This window comes from Escherichia sp. WS3227_2, assembly GCF_046486495.1.
Taxonomy (GTDB): Bacteria; Pseudomonadota; Gammaproteobacteria; order Enterobacterales; family Enterobacteriaceae; genus Escherichia; species Escherichia coli.
Genome location: NZ_JBJQLG010000009.1, coordinates 189,878 through 207,099, shown reverse-complemented (window position 1 = coordinate 207,099; position 17,222 = coordinate 189,878). Strand labels below are relative to the sequence as shown.

General features: G+C 52.7%; 17 protein-coding genes. 12 read left to right on the top strand and 5 right to left on the bottom strand.

The window, feature by feature from the left end:
* The first annotated feature begins 166 nt into the window (after nt 1–166).
* From xthA to ynjE, 9 genes are all read left to right on the top strand, one after another.
* Nucleotides 167–973 carry an exodeoxyribonuclease III gene (gene xthA / locus ACJHXB_RS14940; RefSeq protein WP_000673927.1) on the top strand — a complete coding sequence of 269 codons (807 nt, stop codon included), beginning with the start codon at nt 167–169 and terminating at the stop codon, nt 971–973.
* 166 nt (nt 974–1,139) lie between these two features.
* Nucleotides 1,140–1,850 carry a TVP38/TMEM64 family protein gene (locus ACJHXB_RS14935; RefSeq protein WP_001306150.1) on the top strand — a complete coding sequence of 237 codons (711 nt, stop codon included), beginning with the start codon at nt 1,140–1,142 and terminating at the stop codon, nt 1,848–1,850.
* Between the two features lie 4 nt (nt 1,851–1,854).
* The gene (gene ydjY / locus ACJHXB_RS14930; RefSeq protein ID WP_000939207.1) at nt 1,855–2,532 is read left to right on the top strand and encodes a lipoprotein YdjY; all 678 of its coding nucleotides are present in this window, start codon (nt 1,855–1,857) and stop codon (nt 2,530–2,532) included.
* Nucleotides 2,533–2,545: 13 nt separating this feature from the next.
* On the top strand, nt 2,546–3,253 hold the full coding sequence (locus ACJHXB_RS14925) for a TVP38/TMEM64 family protein (RefSeq protein WP_000977153.1): 708 nt from the start codon (nt 2,546–2,548) through the stop codon (nt 3,251–3,253).
* The gene (locus tag ACJHXB_RS14920) at nt 3,253–3,801 is read left to right on the top strand and encodes a carboxymuconolactone decarboxylase family protein (RefSeq protein ID WP_000524083.1); all 549 of its coding nucleotides are present in this window, start codon (nt 3,253–3,255) and stop codon (nt 3,799–3,801) included. Before ACJHXB_RS14925 ends, ACJHXB_RS14920 begins: the two co-directional genes overlap by 1 nt.
* Nucleotides 3,802–3,810: 9 nt before the next feature.
* Complete coding sequence (locus ACJHXB_RS14915) at nt 3,811–4,977, top strand: ABC transporter substrate-binding protein (RefSeq protein ID WP_001215287.1); 1,167 nt, start codon at nt 3,811–3,813, stop codon at nt 4,975–4,977.
* Entirely contained in the window at nt 4,950–6,485 is a 1,536-nt protein-coding gene (locus tag ACJHXB_RS14910; RefSeq protein WP_000224998.1) for an ABC transporter permease, read from the top strand. The genes ACJHXB_RS14915 and ACJHXB_RS14910 overlap by 28 nt, the downstream gene beginning before the upstream one ends.
* Complete coding sequence (locus ACJHXB_RS14905; protein ID WP_000882822.1) at nt 6,485–7,135, top strand: ATP-binding cassette domain-containing protein; 651 nt, start codon at nt 6,485–6,487, stop codon at nt 7,133–7,135. The genes ACJHXB_RS14910 and ACJHXB_RS14905 overlap by 1 nt, the downstream gene beginning before the upstream one ends.
* Nucleotides 7,136–7,204: 69 nt before the next feature.
* Complete coding sequence (gene ynjE, locus ACJHXB_RS14900) at nt 7,205–8,512, top strand: thiosulfate sulfurtransferase YnjE (protein WP_001469177.1); 1,308 nt, start codon at nt 7,205–7,207, stop codon at nt 8,510–8,512.
* Nucleotides 8,513–8,520: 8 nt separating this feature from the next.
* On the opposite strand, the gene ACJHXB_RS14895 is transcribed toward ynjE, so the two are convergent.
* Complete coding sequence (locus ACJHXB_RS14895) at nt 8,521–9,141, bottom strand: CDP-alcohol phosphatidyltransferase family protein (RefSeq protein ID WP_001469178.1); 621 nt, start codon at nt 9,139–9,141, stop codon at nt 8,521–8,523.
* 86 nt (nt 9,142–9,227) lie between these two features.
* On the opposite strand from ACJHXB_RS14895, the gene nudG reads away from it, so the two are divergent.
* Nucleotides 9,228–9,635: a CTP pyrophosphohydrolase gene (nudG, locus tag ACJHXB_RS14890; RefSeq protein WP_000781867.1), complete on the top strand. Its 408-nt coding sequence runs from the start codon at nt 9,228–9,230 to the stop codon at nt 9,633–9,635.
* On the opposite strand, the gene ACJHXB_RS14885 is transcribed toward nudG, so the two are convergent.
* Nucleotides 9,601–9,873 carry a YnjH family protein gene (locus tag ACJHXB_RS14885; RefSeq protein WP_000085245.1) on the bottom strand — a complete coding sequence of 91 codons (273 nt, stop codon included), beginning with the start codon at nt 9,871–9,873 and terminating at the stop codon, nt 9,601–9,603. The genes nudG and ACJHXB_RS14885 overlap by 35 nt on opposite strands.
* A gap of 235 nt (nt 9,874–10,108) precedes the next feature.
* On the opposite strand from ACJHXB_RS14885, the gene gdhA reads away from it, so the two are divergent.
* Complete coding sequence (gene gdhA, locus ACJHXB_RS14880) at nt 10,109–11,452, top strand: NADP-specific glutamate dehydrogenase (protein ID WP_000373044.1); 1,344 nt, start codon at nt 10,109–10,111, stop codon at nt 11,450–11,452.
* Nucleotides 11,453–11,528: 76 nt separating this feature from the next.
* Here the strand turns inward: gdhA and topB are convergent, their stop codons facing one another.
* The 3 genes from topB to ACJHXB_RS14865 all read right to left on the bottom strand — a co-directional run bounded on the left by topB (nt 11,529) and on the right by ACJHXB_RS14865 (nt 15,200).
* Complete coding sequence (topB, locus tag ACJHXB_RS14875; protein WP_001235825.1) at nt 11,529–13,484, bottom strand: DNA topoisomerase III; 1,956 nt, start codon at nt 13,482–13,484, stop codon at nt 11,529–11,531.
* Nucleotides 13,485–13,488: 4 nt separating this feature from the next.
* Nucleotides 13,489–14,532 (bottom strand): selenide, water dikinase SelD, encoded by a 1,044-nt coding sequence (selD, locus tag ACJHXB_RS14870; RefSeq protein WP_001469179.1) that lies wholly within the window; start codon nt 14,530–14,532, stop codon nt 13,489–13,491.
* A 116-nt stretch (nt 14,533–14,648) separates the two neighbouring features.
* A complete protein-coding gene (locus ACJHXB_RS14865; protein WP_000339271.1) occupies nt 14,649–15,200 on the bottom strand; it encodes an NAD(P)H nitroreductase in 552 nt (183 codons plus the stop codon).
* A gap of 160 nt (nt 15,201–15,360) precedes the next feature.
* Between ACJHXB_RS14865 and sppA the strand changes: the two genes are divergently transcribed.
* Nucleotides 15,361–17,217 carry a signal peptide peptidase SppA gene (gene sppA, locus ACJHXB_RS14860; protein ID WP_001259824.1) on the top strand — a complete coding sequence of 619 codons (1,857 nt, stop codon included), beginning with the start codon at nt 15,361–15,363 and terminating at the stop codon, nt 17,215–17,217.
* Nucleotides 17,218–17,222 lie beyond the last annotated feature (5 nt).

Here is a 17,222-nt window from a genome sequence, read left to right as displayed (position 1 = left end):
AAATTACTGCGCCATTCTGACGCAGCGCGCACCAAAAGCGGGCATTTTTTGCGCCATCGTTGACATCATTAACAACCATCGATCAAATCACTTAACAACAGGCGGTACGCAAAGCGAAATTCTGCTACCATCCACGCACTCTTTATCTGAATAAATGGCAGCGACTATGAAATTTGTCTCTTTTAATATCAACGGCCTGCGCGCCAGACCTCACCAGCTTGAAGCCATCGTCGAAAAGCACCAACCGGATGTAATTGGCCTGCAGGAGACAAAAGTTCATGACGATATGTTTCCGCTCGAAGAGGTGGCGAAGCTCGGCTACAACGTGTTTTATCACGGGCAGAAAGGCCATTATGGCGTGGCGCTGCTGACCAAAGAGACGCCGATTGCCGTGCGTCGCGGCTTTCCCGGTGACGACGAAGAGGCGCAGCGGCGGATTATTATGGCGGAAATCCCCTCACCGCTGGGTAATGTCACCGTGATCAACGGTTACTTCCCGCAGGGTGAAAGCCGCGACCATCCGATAAAATTCCCGGCAAAAGCGCAGTTTTATCAGAATCTGCAAAACTACCTGGAAACCGAACTCAAGCGTGAAAATCCGGTGCTGATTATGGGCGATATGAATATCAGTCCTGGCGACCTGGATATTGGCATTGGCGAAGAGAACCGTAAGCGCTGGCTGCGTACCGGAAAATGTTCTTTCCTCCCGGAGGAACGCGAATGGATGGAGAGACTGATGAGCTGGGGGTTGGTCGATACCTTCCGCCATGCGAATCCACAAACAGCCGATCGTTTCTCATGGTTTGATTACCGCTCAAAAGGTTTTGACGATAACCGTGGTCTGCGCATCGACCTGCTTCTCGCCAGCCAACCGCTGGCAGAATGTTGCGTAGAAACCGGCATCGACTATGAAATTCGCAGCATGGAAAAACCGTCCGATCACGCCCCCGTCTGGGCGACCTTCCGCCGCTAATTTAGCAGCTCTCCTGGCTCAAACTGGGTCAGGAGAATTAACCTTGAGAAAAATCAACAAACTGTCAGTAATGATTTGTTGCCTGCCGTCCTTTGTTATACCGTCACTGCGTTTTTAGTTGTCTGACCACTTCTCTATTATCAAGTTTGATATAGGAAACTCCACGATGAACGCTGAGCGTAAATTTCTTTTTGCCTGTCTTATTTTTGCGCTGGTCATTTACGCTTTCCACGCTTTCGGTTTATTCGAGCTGCTCACCGATTTACCTCACTTACTGACACTCATTCGCCAGAGCGGATTGTTCGGTTATAGCCTCTATATTCTGTTATTCATCATTGCCACCCTCTTTCTGTTACCAGGAAGCATACTGGTGATCGCTGGAGGAATAGTTTTTGGCCCGCTCTTAGGGACACTACTATCATTAATTGCCGCCACGCTGGCCTCCTCGTGCTCATTCCTGCTGGCGCGCTGGCTGGGACGTGATTTACTGCTGAAATACGTTGGCCATAGCCATACCTTTCAGGCCATTGAAAAAGGCATTGCGCGTAACGGTATTGATTTTCTTATTCTGACCCGCTTAATCCCGTTGTTTCCTTACAATATTCAAAATTACGCTTACGGATTAACCACAATCACCTTCTGGCCTTATACCCTTATTTCGGCACTCACAACCCTGCCCGGTATTGTTATTTATACCGTGATGGCAAGCGATCTCGCCAATGAAGGCATTACGCTGCGCTTTATTTTACAACTCTGTCTGGCGGGCCTGGCGCTGTTTATTCTCGTCCAGCTCGCAAAACTCTACGCCCGACACAAACATGTGGATCTGTCTGCTTCGCGCCGCAGCCCACTTACTCACCCAAAAAATGAAGGATAGAACGATGTTGCAACATTATTCAGTGTCATGGAAAAAAGGACTGGCTGCACTCTGCTTACTGGCTGTTGCCGGGCTTAGCGGCTGCGATCAAAAAGAGAATGCTGCTGCAAAAGTGGAATACGACGGACTTTCGAACAGCCAACCGCTGCGTGTCGATGCCAATAACCATACGGTAACCATGCTGGTGCAAATTAATGGTCGTTTCCTCACCGACGACACTCGTCACGGTATTGTGTTTAAAGATGGCTCCAACGGACATAAATCGCTGTTTATGGGTTATGCGACCCCGAAAGCATTTTATGAAGCCCTGAAAGAGGCAGGTGGTACGCCGGGCGAAAACATGACGATGGATAATAAAGAAACGACTCATGTCACAGGCAGCAAACTGGATATTTCGGTCAACTGGCAAGGGGCGGCAAAAGCGTATTCCTTCGATGAAGTGATTGTTGACAGTAATGGTAAGAAACTGGACATGCGCTTTGGCGGTAATTTAACGGCAGCAGAAGAGAAGAAAACGGGTTGCCTGGTGTGTCTGGATAGCTGCCCGGTCGGCATCGTCAGCAATGCAACATACACTTATGGTGCGGTGGAAAAACGCGGCGAAGTGAAATTCAAAGGCAATGCCTCAGTTCTCCCGGCGGATAACACGCTGGCAACGGTTACCTTTAAAATCACCGAATAAAGCAGGATAACGGATGATGAAGATGCAATCGCGTAAAATCTGGTACTACCGTATAACCCTCATCATCCTGTTGTTCGCTGTGCTGCTGGCATGGGCGCTGCTTCCCGGCGTCCATGAGTTTATCAATCGCAGCGTTGCGGCGTTTGCCGCCGTGGACCAACAGGGTATAGAACGCTTTATTCAGTCTTACGGCGCACTAGCGGCAGTTGTCTCGTTCTTGTTGATGATTTTACAGGCCATTGCTGCACCGCTACCTGCGTTTTTGATCACCTTTGCCAATGCGTCGCTGTTTGGTGCGTTCTGGGGCGGCTTACTGTCGTGGACCAGTTCGATGGCCGGCGCGGCGCTGTGCTTTTTTATCGCCAGAGTGATGGGCCGCGAAGTGGTGGAAAAATTAACCGGCAAAACCGTACTTGACAGTATGGACGGCTTTTTCACTCGCTACGGCAAACACACCATCCTGGTATGTCGGTTATTGCCTTTTGTCCCTTTCGATCCAATCAGCTATGCTGCCGGTTTGACTTCAATACGTTTTCGCTCGTTTTTTATCGCCACCGGGCTTGGTCAGTTACCGGCAACTATTGTTTATTCCTGGGCGGGCAGCATGTTAACAGGCGGTACTTTCTGGTTTGTCACCGGACTGTTTATTCTGTTTGCCCTGACCGTGGTGATTTTTATGGCGAAGAAAATATGGCTTGAGCGCCAGAAGAGGAATGCCTGATGGGTTTACCGCCGCTTAGCAAAATTCCTTTCATTTTACGTCCGCAGGCGTGGCTGCATCGTCGCCATTACGGCGAGGTGCTAAGCCCCATTCGCTGGTGGGGGCGGATCCCGTTTATCTTTTATCTGGTGTCGATGTTTGTCGGCTGGCTGGAGCGCAAACGCTCACCGCTCGATCCAGTAGTGCGATCGCTTGTCAGCGCGCGCATTGCGCAAATGTGCCTGTGTGAGTTTTGCGTGGATATCACCAGTATGAAAGTCGCCGAGCGTACCGGCAGCACCGATAAACTGCTGGCAGTGGCTGACTGGCGGCAAAGCCCGCTCTTTAGCGATGAAGAACGGCTGGCGCTGGAGTACGCCGAAGCCGCAAGCGTCACACCGCCAACGGTCGATGATGCCCTGCGTACCCGACTGGCTACCCATTTTGACGCTCAGGCACTCACCGAACTGACGGCATTGATCGGCCTGCAAAATCTGTCAGCCCGTTTTAATTCTGCCATGGACATTCCCGCTCAGGGGCTGTGCCGTATTCCTGACAAACGTTCTTAAGGAGAGATGATGCGCCATTGTGGGTGGTTGCTGGGATTGTTATCGCTGTTTTCTTTGGCAACACATGCCAGAGACTGGCAGGAAATCAAAAACGACGCCAAAGGGCAAACCGTCTGGTTTAACGCCTGGGGCGGCGATACCGCAATTAACCGCTATCTCGACTGGGTTAGCGGCGAGATGAAAACCCATTACGATATAAACCTGAAGATTGTTCGTCTCGCGGATGCCGCAGACGCGGTGAAGCGCATTCAGACCGAAGCTGCTGCCGGGCGCAAAACGGGCGGCTCGGTGGATCTACTCTGGGTGAACGGCGAAAACTTCCGCACCTTAAAAGAGGCTAATTTACTGCAAACCGACTGGGCAGAGACTCTGCCCAACTGGCGCTATGTCGACACGCAGCTGCCGGTGCGGGAAGATTTTTCAGTGCCTACAGAAGGGGCTGAATCGCCCTGGGGTGGCGCACAACTGACGTTTATCGCCCGCCGCGATGTTACGCCACAGCCACCACAAACGCCGCAAGCCTTACTGGAGTTTGCTAAAGCCAATCCCGGCACGGTTACCTATCCGCGCCCACCGGACTTTACCGGCACGGCGTTTCTTGAACAGTTGCTGATTATGCTAACGCCAGATCCCACAGCATTAAAAGAAGCGCCGGACGATGCCACTTTCGCCAGCGTCACTGCGCCCTTATGGCAATATCTTGATGCACTACATCCGTATTTGTGGCGCGAAGGAAAGGATTTCCCGCCTTCGCCCGCGCGGATGGATGCTCTGCTGAAAGCCGACACATTGCGCCTGTCACTGACCTTTAACCCCGCGCATGCGCAGCAAAAAATCGCCAGCGGCGATTTGCCTGCAAGCAGTTACAGTTTTGGTTTTCGCGAGGGAATGATTGGCAACGTGCATTTCGTCACCATTCCTGCTAACGCGAATGCCAGTGCTGCGGCGAAGGTTGTCGCCAATTTCCTGCTCTCACCCGATGCACAACTGCGTAAAGCAGACCCTGCTGTCTGGGGCGATCCTTCGGTTCTCGATCCGCAAAAACTGCCTGACGGGCAGCGCGAAAAATTGCAATCAAGAATGCCGCAGGATCTGCCGCCGGTACTGGCTGAACCGCACGCAGGTTGGGTAAATGCGCTGGAACAAGAATGGCTACACCGTTACGGTACGCATTAATCTTTTTGCTGTGGGCGATGGTGGCGGTGATTTATGCACCGCTGATCCCGGCAACTCTCACGCTGATATCGCCTGCTTTGTCGTTGACACACTGGCAGGCGTTATTTGCTGACCCGCAGTTACCGCAGGCATTACTGGCAACGCTGGTGTCGACAACCATTGCGGCGGGCGGGGCGTTGTTGATTGCCCTGCTGGTGATTGTGGCGCTGTGGCCCGGGCCGAAATGGCAGCGTATGTGCGCCCGTCTGCCGTGGCTGCTCGCCATTCCCCATGTGGCTTTTGCCACCAGCGCCCTTCTGCTCTTTGCTGACGGAGGGCTGCTTTATGACTATTTCCCATATTTCACTCCGCCAATGGACAAATTGGGTATTGGGCTGGGCTTCACGCTGGCGGTGAAAGAAAGCGCATTTCTATTGTGGATCTTAGCGGCAGTATTGAGCGAAAAACGGCTGTTGCAGCAACTCATTGTGCTGGATTCGCTGGGCTACAGCCGCTGGCAATGCCTGAACTGGCTACTGTTGCCCTCCGTCGCGCCTGCGCTGGCAATGGCGATGCTGGCGATTGTTGCCTGGTCGCTGTCGGTCGTGGATGTGGCGATTATTCTTGGGCCAGGTAATCCACCGACGCTGGCAGTAATTAGCTGGCAGTGGTTAACTCAGGGCGAAGCCGATCAACAAACGAAAGGCGCACTCGCCAGCCTGCTGCTGATGCTGTTACTCGCCGCCTACGTTTTGCTGGGCTATCTGCTATGGCGTAGCTGGCGGCGTACTATTCCCCGCGTAGATGGCGTTCGTAAGCCTGCCACGCCTTTATTGCCTGGCATTACGCTGGCGAGTCTTTTACCCTTAACCGGTGTGCTGTGTGTGGTTCTGCTGACGATCCTCGCGGATCAGTCGACGATCAATAGTGAAGCGCTCATCAACAGCCTGACAATGGGGCTGGTGGCGACATTCATCGCTTTGCTCCTGTTACTGCTGTGGCTGGAATGGGGGCCACAGCGTCGCCAGTTGTGGCTATGGTTGCCCATTTTATTACCCGCTCTGCCACTGGTGGCGGGCCAGTACACGCTGGCGCTATGGCTAAACATGGATGGAAGCTGGACGGCGGTGGTCTGGGGGCATCTGCTGTGGGTAATGCCGTGGATGCTGTTTATCCTGCAACCCGCCTGGCAGCGCATTGATTCACGGTTAATTTTGATTGCGCAAACACTGGGCTGGTCGCAGTCCAAAATCTTCTTTTACGTGAAATGTCCGCTTATGCTACGCCCTACGCTGATTGCCTTCGCGGTGGGATTTTCAGTCAGTATTGCACAGTATATGCCGACGCTGTGGCTGGGCGCGGGGCGTTTTCCGACGCTCACCACTGAAGCGGTGGCATTAAGCAGCGGCGGCAGCAACGGTATTCTCGCCGCCCAGGCTTTATGGCAACTGCTATTACCGCTTATTATTTTTGCCCTGACCGCGTTAGTCGCAAAATGGGTAGGTTATGTCAGACAAGGACTCCGCTAATGCTCTGCGTGAAAAATGTTTCGCTACGTTTACCAGAAAGCTGCTTGCTGACAAACGTTAACTTTACGGTGGATAAATGTGACATTGTCACGTTAATGGGGCCGTCTGGCTGTGGAAAATCCACTCTGTTTTCATGGATGATTGGTGCGCTGGCCGGACAGTTTTCTTGTACAGGTGAGCTATGGCTCAATGAGCAACGGATTGACATGCTACCCACCGCAGAGCGTCAGATTGGCATTCTTTTCCAGGATGCACTGTTATTTGACCAGTTCAGCGTCGGGCAAAATTTACTGCTGGCTCTGCCAGCGGCACTCAAAGGTGTTGCAAGGCGCGATGCGGTAAATGATGCGCTGGAGCGTGCGGGGCTTGGCGGTATGTTCCATCAGGATCCTGCCACTTTGTCTGGCGGTCAGCGAGCGCGCGTTGCTCTGCTTCGCGCTCTTCTCGCTCAGCCAAAAGCGTTGCTACTGGATGAGCCATTCAGCCGTCTTGATGTAGCTCTGCGCGATAATTTTCGCCAGTGGGTATTTAGCGAAGTTCGCGCCCTGGCGATCCCCGTCGTTCAGGTAACGCACGATCTCCAGGATGTTCCTGCTGATAGTTCTGTTCTGGATATGGCGCAGTGGTCAGAAAATTACAACAAACTGTGATAACGCAAAGTTTTTCTCAATGCGTCAGTTCAGAATGGCGCACTCAAAACTACAATGTCGGGATTTTCGATGAAACGTGTTTCTCAAATGACCGCGCTGGCAATGGCTTTAGGGCTGGCTTGCGCTTCTTCGTGGGCCGCTGAACTGGCGAAGCCTCTTACACTTGACCAGCTTCAACAACAAAATGGCAAAGCGATAGATACTCGCCCCAGCGCGTTTTATAACGGCTGGCCACAAACCTTAAATGGCCCTTCTGGTCATGAACCTGCCGCCTTAAACCTCTCTGCTAGCTGGCTCGACAAAATGAGCACCGAACAGCTTAACGCGTGGATCAAGCTACATAACCTGAAAGCCGATGCTCCGGTTGCGCTGTACGGTAATGACAAAGATGTCGATGCCGTCAAAACGCGTCTGCAAAAAGCAGGTTTTACGCATATCTCCATCCTGAGTGACGCGCTAAGTGAACCTTCCCGTCTGCAAAAACTGCCGCACTTTGAGCAGCTGGTTTATCCGCAATGGCTGCATGACCTGCAACAAGGTAAAGAGGTTACGGCGAAACCTGCCGGTGACTGGAAAGTCATTGAAGCGGCCTGGGGCGCTCCTAAGCTTTACCTTATCAGTCATATTCCCGGCGCTGACTACATCGATACCAACGAAGTGGAAAGCGAACCGCTGTGGAACAAAGTTTCTGATGAACAACTAAAAGCGATGCTGGCAAAACACGGCATTCGCCATGACACCACGGTCATTCTGTACGGGCGTGACGTATACGCTGCAGCGCGTGTGGCGCAGATAATGCTTTATGCCGGCGTGAAAGATGTGCGCCTGCTGGATGGCGGCTGGCAAACCTGGTCCGACGCGGGTCTGCCCGTTGAGCGCGGTACGCCAGCGAAAGTGAAAGCGGAACCGGATTTCGGCGTGAAGATCCCGGCACAACCGCAACTGATGCTTGATATGGAACAGGCGCGTGGACTGCTGCATCGCCAGGATGCATCGCTGGTGAGCATTCGTTCGTGGCCAGAATTTATCGGTACGACCAGCGGTTACAGCTATATTAAACCAAAAGGTGAAATAGCCGGAGCACGTTGGGGACACGCTGGTAGCGACTCGACGCATATGGAAGATTTTCATAACCCAGATGGCACCATGCGCAGCGCCGGTGATATTACGGCTATGTGGAAAGCATGGAATATCAGACCAGATCAGCAAGTTTCATTCTACTGCGGCACCGGCTGGCGCGCGTCCGAAACCTTTATGTACGCACGAGCAATGGGCTGGAATAACGTCTCCGTTTACGACGGCGGCTGGTACGAATGGAGCAGCGATCCAAAAAATCCGGTAGCAACCGGTGAACGCGGCCCGGACAGCAGCAAATAACATTGCAATTACTGACGCTGGAGCGACTTCAGCGTCAGATACCCACTCCACACCCGCGTAAAGGTCGTCATCCAACACAGCGCACCAAATACCCACGCAAACCACGGAAAACAGGCCGGAAAGAGGCAACTCAGAACAAACAGCAAAATCGTCTCGCTGCCTTCGGTTAACCCGCCAAGATAATAAAACGATTTATGCGCATAACCGGGATTATCAATCTGATGTTTCGTCGCCAGCGCAGCAAAGGCGAGAAAACTGCTGCCCGTACCGATAAACGCAAACAGCAGCCAGCCGCCTGCCAGCGCATTTTGCTCCGGTGCAGCAAGAATAAAACCAAACGGCACCAGCGCGTAAAAGAGAAAATCGAGAGAAATATCGAGAAAGCCGCCCGCGTCGGTAAGCCCTCTGCGCCGCGCCAGTGCGCCATCCAGACCATCAAGCAGACGATTCAACAAAATGACGACTAGCGCCGTCAGATACCAGCCCAGCGCCAGAAAAGGCAGTGCCAGCACGCCGATGGCAAATCCCACTAATGTTAAACCATCTGGCGTAATGCCCGGTTTATCAAGAACCCGCACGCACTGATGCAACAACGGTTTAATCCGGGGATGAAGATGGCGGTCTAGCACAGGCACTCCTTAAATATAAAGCCTTTCTGATTGAGCAACAGTGCGGATATTATGGCATTTTTCGCTTATCTGCCCGTGTGTAATTTATGAAAATGATTGAAGTTGTTGCCGCCATCATCGAACGTGATGGCAAAATTTTACTCGCGCAACGCCCCGCCCATAGCGATCAGGCGGGATTATGGGAGTTTGCCGGTGGTAAAGTCGAGCCGGATGAAAGCCAGCGGCAGGCGCTGGTGCGTGAGTTACGCGAAGAACTGGGCATCGAAGCAGCTGTGGGTGAATATGTTGCCAGCCATCAGCGAGAAGTTTCAGGGCGGATTATCCATCTTCATGCCTGGCACGTACCCGACTTCCACGGGACGTTACAGGCACATGAACATCAGGCGCTGGTCTGGTGCACACCTGAAGAGGCGCTGCAATATCCGCTGGCCCCTGCTGACATTCCACTATTAGAGGCGTTTATGGCTTTACGCGCCGCCAGACCAGCGGATTAGTGCTAAGGGTTTTGTCATCCCGCTGGCATTGCAGGAGTATTCCTTCGGCTTTAATTACCGCCCCTTCAGAATAATTTTGATCCTGATAAACGCAGCACTGAGTACAGGGCTGCGCTGACTGCCCGCCTGAACTGAACACTTCTGGCGGTACGTTCACCTCCACGTCCTGACGATAATGCGGGTTAGCCAGTGCAATTAATGGAAATGCTAATACTACGGCGAACAATGCTCGACTCACAGGGAACTCCTTAACGTTATTGTCTCTGCTACTAATAACGGTAGCCGGGCGGCATAACTTTAGCGTCTGAGCTATCGCATTTGGTTATGAGATTACTCTCGTTATTAATTTGCTTTCCTGGGTCATTTTTTTCTTGCTTACCGTCACATTCTTGATGGTATAGTCGAAAACTGCAAAAGCACATGACATAAACAACATAAGCACAATCGTATTAATATATAAGGGTTTTATATCTATGGATCAGACATATTCTCTGGAGTCATTCCTCAACCATGTCCAAAAGCGCGACCCGAATCAAACCGAGTTCGCGCAAGCCGTTCGTGAAGTAATGACCACACTCTGGCCTTTTCTTGAACAAAATCCAAAATATCGCCAGATGTCATTACTGGAGCGTCTGGTTGAACCGGAGCGCGTGATCCAGTTTCGCGTGGTATGGGTTGATGATCGCAACCAGGTACAGGTCAACCGTGCATGGCGTGTGCAGTTCAGCTCTGCCATCGGCCCGTACAAAGGCGGTATGCGCTTCCATCCGTCAGTTAACCTTTCCATTCTCAAATTCCTCGGCTTCGAACAAACCTTCAAAAATGCCCTGACTACTCTGCCGATGGGCGGTGGTAAAGGCGGCAGCGATTTCGATCCGAAAGGAAAAAGCGAAGGTGAAGTGATGCGTTTTTGCCAGGCGCTGATGACTGAACTGTATCGCCACCTGGGCGCGGATACCGACGTTCCGGCAGGTGATATCGGGGTTGGTGGTCGTGAAGTCGGCTTTATGGCGGGGATGATGAAAAAGCTCTCCAACAATACCGCCTGCGTCTTCACCGGTAAGGGCCTTTCATTTGGCGGCAGTCTTATTCGCCCGGAAGCTACCGGCTACGGTCTGGTTTATTTCACAGAAGCAATGCTAAAACGCCACGGTATGGGTTTTGAAGGAATGCGCGTTTCCGTTTCTGGCTCCGGCAACGTCGCCCAATACGCTATCGAAAAAGCGATGGAATTTGGTGCTCGTGTGATCACTGCGTCAGACTCCAGTGGCACTGTAGTTGATGAAAGCGGATTCACGAAAGAGAAACTGGCACGTCTTATCGAAATCAAAGCCAGCCGCGATGGTCGAGTGGCTGATTACGCCAAAGAATTTGGTCTGGTCTATCTCGAAGGCCAACAGCCGTGGTCTGTACCGGTTGATATCGCCCTGCCTTGCGCCACCCAGAACGAACTGGATGTTGACGCCGCGCATCAGCTTATCGCCAATGGCGTTAAAGCCGTCGCTGAAGGGGCAAATATGCCGACCACCATCGAAGCGACTGAACTGTTCCAGCAGGCAGGCGTACTGTTTGCACCGGGTAAAGCGGCTAATGCTGGCGGTGTAGCAACATCGGGCCTGGAAATGGCACAAAACGCTGCGCGCCTGGGCTGGAAAGCCGAGAAAGTTGACGCACGTTTGCATCACATCATGCTGGATATCCACCATGCCTGTGTCGAGCATGGTGGTGAAGGTGAGCAAACCAACTACGTGCAGGGTGCGAACATTGCCGGTTTTGTGAAGGTTGCCGATGCGATGTTAAGCCAGGGCGTGATTTAAGACAATTGTGCCGGATACAGCGCAAACGCCTTATCCGGCAATAAAAATCTTCAGTATCAGATGGTTGAAAGAACCTTTATGTTATCACTCCATTGCCCGCCTCTTCTGATGGCGGGCTTTTTTTCGGCGCTCTCTTGCGTGGCGAATCCTTTTTCTTCCCTTCTCCACCGCCGGGAGCCATTATTCCCCGAAACTGCCTTACCGACGTGCGCTTTGCCTGATCAATCAACTGATACAGCGTCCCCACCAGCGGTTGCATAAAGTCCTGGTAGCGACACTGCTTTTCGCTGATTTGCGTCAGCACCGATTCCCAGTGCGCGGTCATGTCCGGTCTCGTTGCCATCTCTGGCAGCGAATGGAATAATGCTTTTCCGGCGTCGGTGGAGTGGATATAGCGCCCTTTTTTGGTCAGGAAGCCTCGCTTGAACAGCAGTTCAATAATCCCGGCGCGAGTCGCTTCTGTCCCCAGACCATCGGTCGCACGAAGGATCTTTTTCAGATCTTTGTCCTGCACAAAACGTGCTATCCCGGTCATCGCTGAAAGCAGTGTTGCATCGGTAAAATGGCGCGGCGGCTGGGTTTGCCGCTCTACCACTTCACCTTTTTCACACAGCAACTCATCGCCTTTCGCCACCACAGGCAGCGACGTGCCGTCGTTTTCTTCATCGCGCTCTTTGCTGCCTAACAGTGTGCGCCAGCCTGCTTCAGCAAGAAAACGTGCTTTAGCGACAAATTTGCCTTTGGCAATGTCCAGTTCGATAACACACTTGCGGAACACCGCATCCGGGCAGAACTGCATCAAATACTGACGGGCAATCAGGTTATAGACCTTCGCTTCGTTCTCCGTCAGGTTGATCGCAGAACTCCGTGCGGTCGGGATGATGGCGTGGTGCGCATCGACCTTTTTGTCATCCCAGCAGCGGTTGCGTATATCTGGATCGACCACTGGCTGCGGTAACAAGCCCGGTGCATGAACGCTGATGGCATTCATCACTGCGTGGCGTCCGGCAAAATGCTCTTCTGGCAGATAGCGACAATCGGAACGCGGATAAGTGATTAGCTTGTGCGTTTCGTACAACTTCTGGCAGATATCAAGCACGTTCTGCGCGCTCAGACCAAAGCGTTTTGCCGCTTCAATCTGCAACGCCGAAAGCGAAAACGGTAGCGGTGCGGATTCTGATTCCCGTTTATCGTTATAGCTGGTGACAATAGCCGGTTGGCCGCTGATGCGGTTGACCACATGCTCCGCCAGCGGACGATGTAACAAGCGCCCTTCTTCATCCTGATAAGGTTCACACGCTTCGCTCGGTTGCCAGATAGCGGTAAACCGCTCATCGGCAGGTGTCACGATATGCGCTTTGACTTCAAAGAAATCTTTCGCCACGAAGTTTTCAATCTCTTCGTCGCGGCGCACTACCAGCCCGAGCACGGGCGTCTGCACGCGTCCCACGGAAAGTACGCCCTGATAACCGGCATTGCGACCGAGAATAGTATACGCACGGGTCATATTGATGCCGTACAGCCAGTCGGCACGCGCTCGCGCCAGCGCAGAAACGCACAGCGGTACAAACTCACTGTTGGAACGAAGACGGTCGATCGCCCGCTCAACCGCCTGCGGGTTCAGGTCGTTTATCAAGCAACGCTGCACCTGCTGGCGCTTTTCCGGTGCCAGTTGCAGATAGTCCAGCACTTCATCCACCAGTAATTGCCCTTCGCGATCCGGGTCACCGGCGTGAACGATTTCGCTGGCTTCATGCAGGAAGCGTTTGATGACATTAAGTTGTTTAGTCACGGAGGGTCGGGGCTGTAATTGCCACTTTTCCGGGACAATCGGCAAATCCGCAAGATTCCAGCGCGCATAGCGGCTGTCGTAGGCGTCTGGCTGCGCCTGCTCAAGCAGGTGACCGATACACCAGGTCACTACCTGACCATTACCGCACTCGATAAAGCCATCGCCTTTCCGGTGCGGTTTGGGCAGGACATCAGCAATGGCGCGCGCCAGACTCGGTTTTTCGGCAATAAACAACCGCATTGAATTAACGGATCTCAACCATGGCACGACCGCCGCGCGCTGGCACCAGTTCGCCAATCGCCGTCAGTTCAATGCCAAACTCGGCGGCTGTAGCTTTAACCTCATTTTCTGCTTCCGGCATGACCGCCAGCAGCAAACCGCCAGAAGTTTGCGGATCGCACAGCAAATCGCGCACTTCACGCGGCATTTCACCCATCAGATGACCGTAGCTGGCAAAGTTACGTTCGGTGCCGCCAGGCACTGCGCCCAACTTAATGTACTCTTCAACCCCCGGCAGTTTCGGGATCGCTTCATAGTCGACGCGCGCCTGCACACCAGCACCCTGACACATTTCGCTTAAATGCCCCAGCAGACCAAAGCCCGTAACGTCGGTCATCGCTTTTACGCCTTCGATGTTGGCAAAGGACGCGCCTGCGATGTTCATCCGGCACATCACTTCCGTCGCCAGTCCCTGATGTTCTGGTTTCAGCAGTGATTTTTTCTCAGCCGTGGTAAGAACGCCGATCCCCAGCGGTTTCGTCAGGAACAGTTTGCATCCGGCTTGTGCGGTACTGTTTTTCTTCACCCGCTCGGTCGGTACGATCCCCGTTACCGCCAGACCAAAAATCGGCTCCGGCGCATCGATGGAGTGACCGCCAGCCAGCGCAATACCCGCCTGACGGCATGCATAGCGTCCACCTTCGGTTACTTCGCGGGCAATTTCAGAGGAAAGTTTGTTAATAGGCCAGCCGAGGATCGCAATCGCCATAATCGGTTTGCCACCCATCGCGAAGATATCACTGATGGCGTTAGTCGCCGCAATGCGGCCAAAATCGAAAGGATTATCAACGATCGGCATAAAGAAGTCGGTGGTACTGATAACGCTGGTGCCATTGCCCAGATCGTACACCGCCGCATCGTCGCGGGTTTCATTACCCACAAGCAAATTCGGATCAACAAACTTCGCCTGCTCACTGTGCAGGATAGTTTCCAACACTTTTGGGGAAATTTTACAGCCGCAACCAGCTCCGTGGCTGTATTGGGTCAAACGAATCGAGTTCTCGCTCATGGACATCTCCTGTCAATGCAATCCGGGTATGGTAACCCTCATTCCGTGAAGTGATAAGTGAGAGTGTCTGAATTCCTGCGCCTTTGCTCACAATCCAGACAGTTTCGCGACAATTATCAGAAATAAGTGACAAACGGCGTCGGGTCCGGGACGTTAATCGACGTAGATGCTTTCAGCTGCGGCGTACCAAGGTAGAGAAAACCGACAATTTTATCCTGCTCACGGCAACCGAATGCTTCACGCACTACCGGACTTTCAGTTAATGCGCCACTGCGCCAGATGCCGCCAAACCCCTGGGCAACTGCTGCCATTTGCATCGCCATGACCGCGCATCCCGCAGACATTTCCTGTTCCCAGCGCGGGACTTTATGATTTTCTTCGCATTTTGCCACCACCGTTATGATGAGCGGTGCGCGGAACGGCGCATTACGCGCTTTGTCGATAGCTTTTTCATCACTACCGGCAGCAATCGCCCCCTGTTCCAATAATGCGCTGAAACGCTCGCGTCCTTCCCCTTCAATCACAAAAAAATGCCACGGTTGCATGGACTTATGGTCCGGCGCACGCATACCCGCTCGCAGTATGTTTTGCAGTTGTTCACCCGTTGGCGCAGGTTCAGCCAGGCGGGAGGCGCTACGGCGATTGATCAATAGTTCGAGTGCATCCATTTGATTAACTCCTGTCATGATATTTATTCACAAAATTAACACGAGAGTGGATTTTGTTACAGCCCAGTCCGCAATTCCTGCTGACAAGTGCCGGTTGGGTCATTACGATAACCACATCTATTGCGCCTGTGACAGGTGTGACCTTTAGTTGGGAGAATACATGCGAACCCTTTGGCGATTTATTGCCGGATTTTTTAAATGGACGTGGCGTCTGCTGAATTTCGTCCGTGAAATGGTACTTAACCTGTTCTTTATTTTTCTCGTACTGGTTGGTGTGGGGATTTGGATGCAGGTCAGCGGTGGTGATTCGAAAGAAACGGCCAGTCGTGGCGCACTGCTGCTGGACATTTCTGGTGTGATCGTCGATAAACCCGACAGTTCTCAGCGGTTTAGTAAATTAAGCCGCCAACTGCTTGGTGCCAGTTCCGATCGTCTGCAGGAAAACTCACTGTTTGATATCGTCAATACCATTCGCCAGGCGAAGGATGACCGCAATATCACCGGTATCGTGATGGATCTGAAAAACTTCGCAGGCGGCGACCAGCCGTCTATGCAGTACATCGGCAAAGCCCTGAAAGAGTTTCGTGACAGCGGGAAACCGGTTTATGCCGTTGGCGAGAACTACAGCCAGGGGCAATATTATCTCGCCAGTTTCGCCAATAAAATTTGGCTGTCTCCGCAAGGTGTGGTTGATCTGCACGGTTTTGCCACCAACGGTCTGTACTACAAATCGTTACTGGATAAGCTGAAAGTTTCCACCCATGTGTTCCGCGTGGGTACGTATAAATCTGCCGTTGAACCGTTTATTCGTGATGATATGTCGCCGGCAGCTCGCGAAGCTGACAGCCGCTGGATTGGTGAGCTGTGGCAAAACTATCTGAATACTGTTGCCGCTAACCGGCAGATCCCTGCTCAGCAGGTATTCCCTGGCGCGCAAGGGTTGCTTGAGGGTTTAACCAAAACCGGTGGCGATACCGCGAAATATGCGCTGGAAAACAAGCTGGTCGATGCACTGGCATCAAGTGCCGAAATCGAAAAAGCTCTGACCAAAGAGTTCGGCTGGAGTAAGACTGATAAAAATTATCGCGCCATCAGTTATTACGATTACGCATTGAAAACACCGGCAGATACCGGTGACAGCATCGGTGTCGTCTTCGCGAATGGCGCAATTATGGATGGCGAGGAAACTCAGGGGAATGTTGGCGGTGATACCACTGCGGCACAAATCCGCGACGCTCGCCTTGACCCGAAAGTGAAAGCGATTGTTCTGCGTGTTAATAGTCCCGGCGGCAGCGTTACCGCGTCTGAAGTGATTCGCGCTGAACTGGCAGCAGCCCGGGCAGCGGGTAAGCCTGTGGTTGTATCGATGGGCGGCATGGCGGCATCTGGTGGTTACTGGATTTCCACACCAGCTAATTACATTGTGGCTAACCCCAGCACCCTGACCGGTTCTATCGGTATCTTCGGCGTGATCACCACCGTAGAAAATAGTCTGGATTCGATTGGTGTTCATACCGATGGCGTCTCAACTTCACCGCTGGCGGATGTTTCTATCACCAGGGCACTGCCGCCGGAAGCGCAGCAGATGATGCAGTTAAGCATTGAGAATGGCTATAAACGCTTTATCACGCTGGTTGCTGATGCGCGTCATTCAACGCCGGAGCAGATTGATAAAATCGCCCAGGGCCACGTCTGGACCGGTCAGGATGCAAAAGCTAACGGGCTGGTCGATAGTCTCGGTGATTTCGATGATGCGGTCGCCAAAGCAGCAGAGCTGGCAAAAGTGAAACAGTGGCATCTAGAATACTACGTTGATGAACCGACCTTCTTCGACAAAGTGATGGACAACATGTCTGGTTCTGTCCGGGCAATGTTGCCAGATGCGTTCCAGGCCATGTTACCTGCACCGCTGGCCTCGGTAGCCTCTACCGTTAAAAGTGAAAGCGACAAGCTGGCAGCGTTTAACGACCCACAAAACCGTTATGCGTTTTGCCTGACCTGCGCCAACGTGCGTTAAGTCTT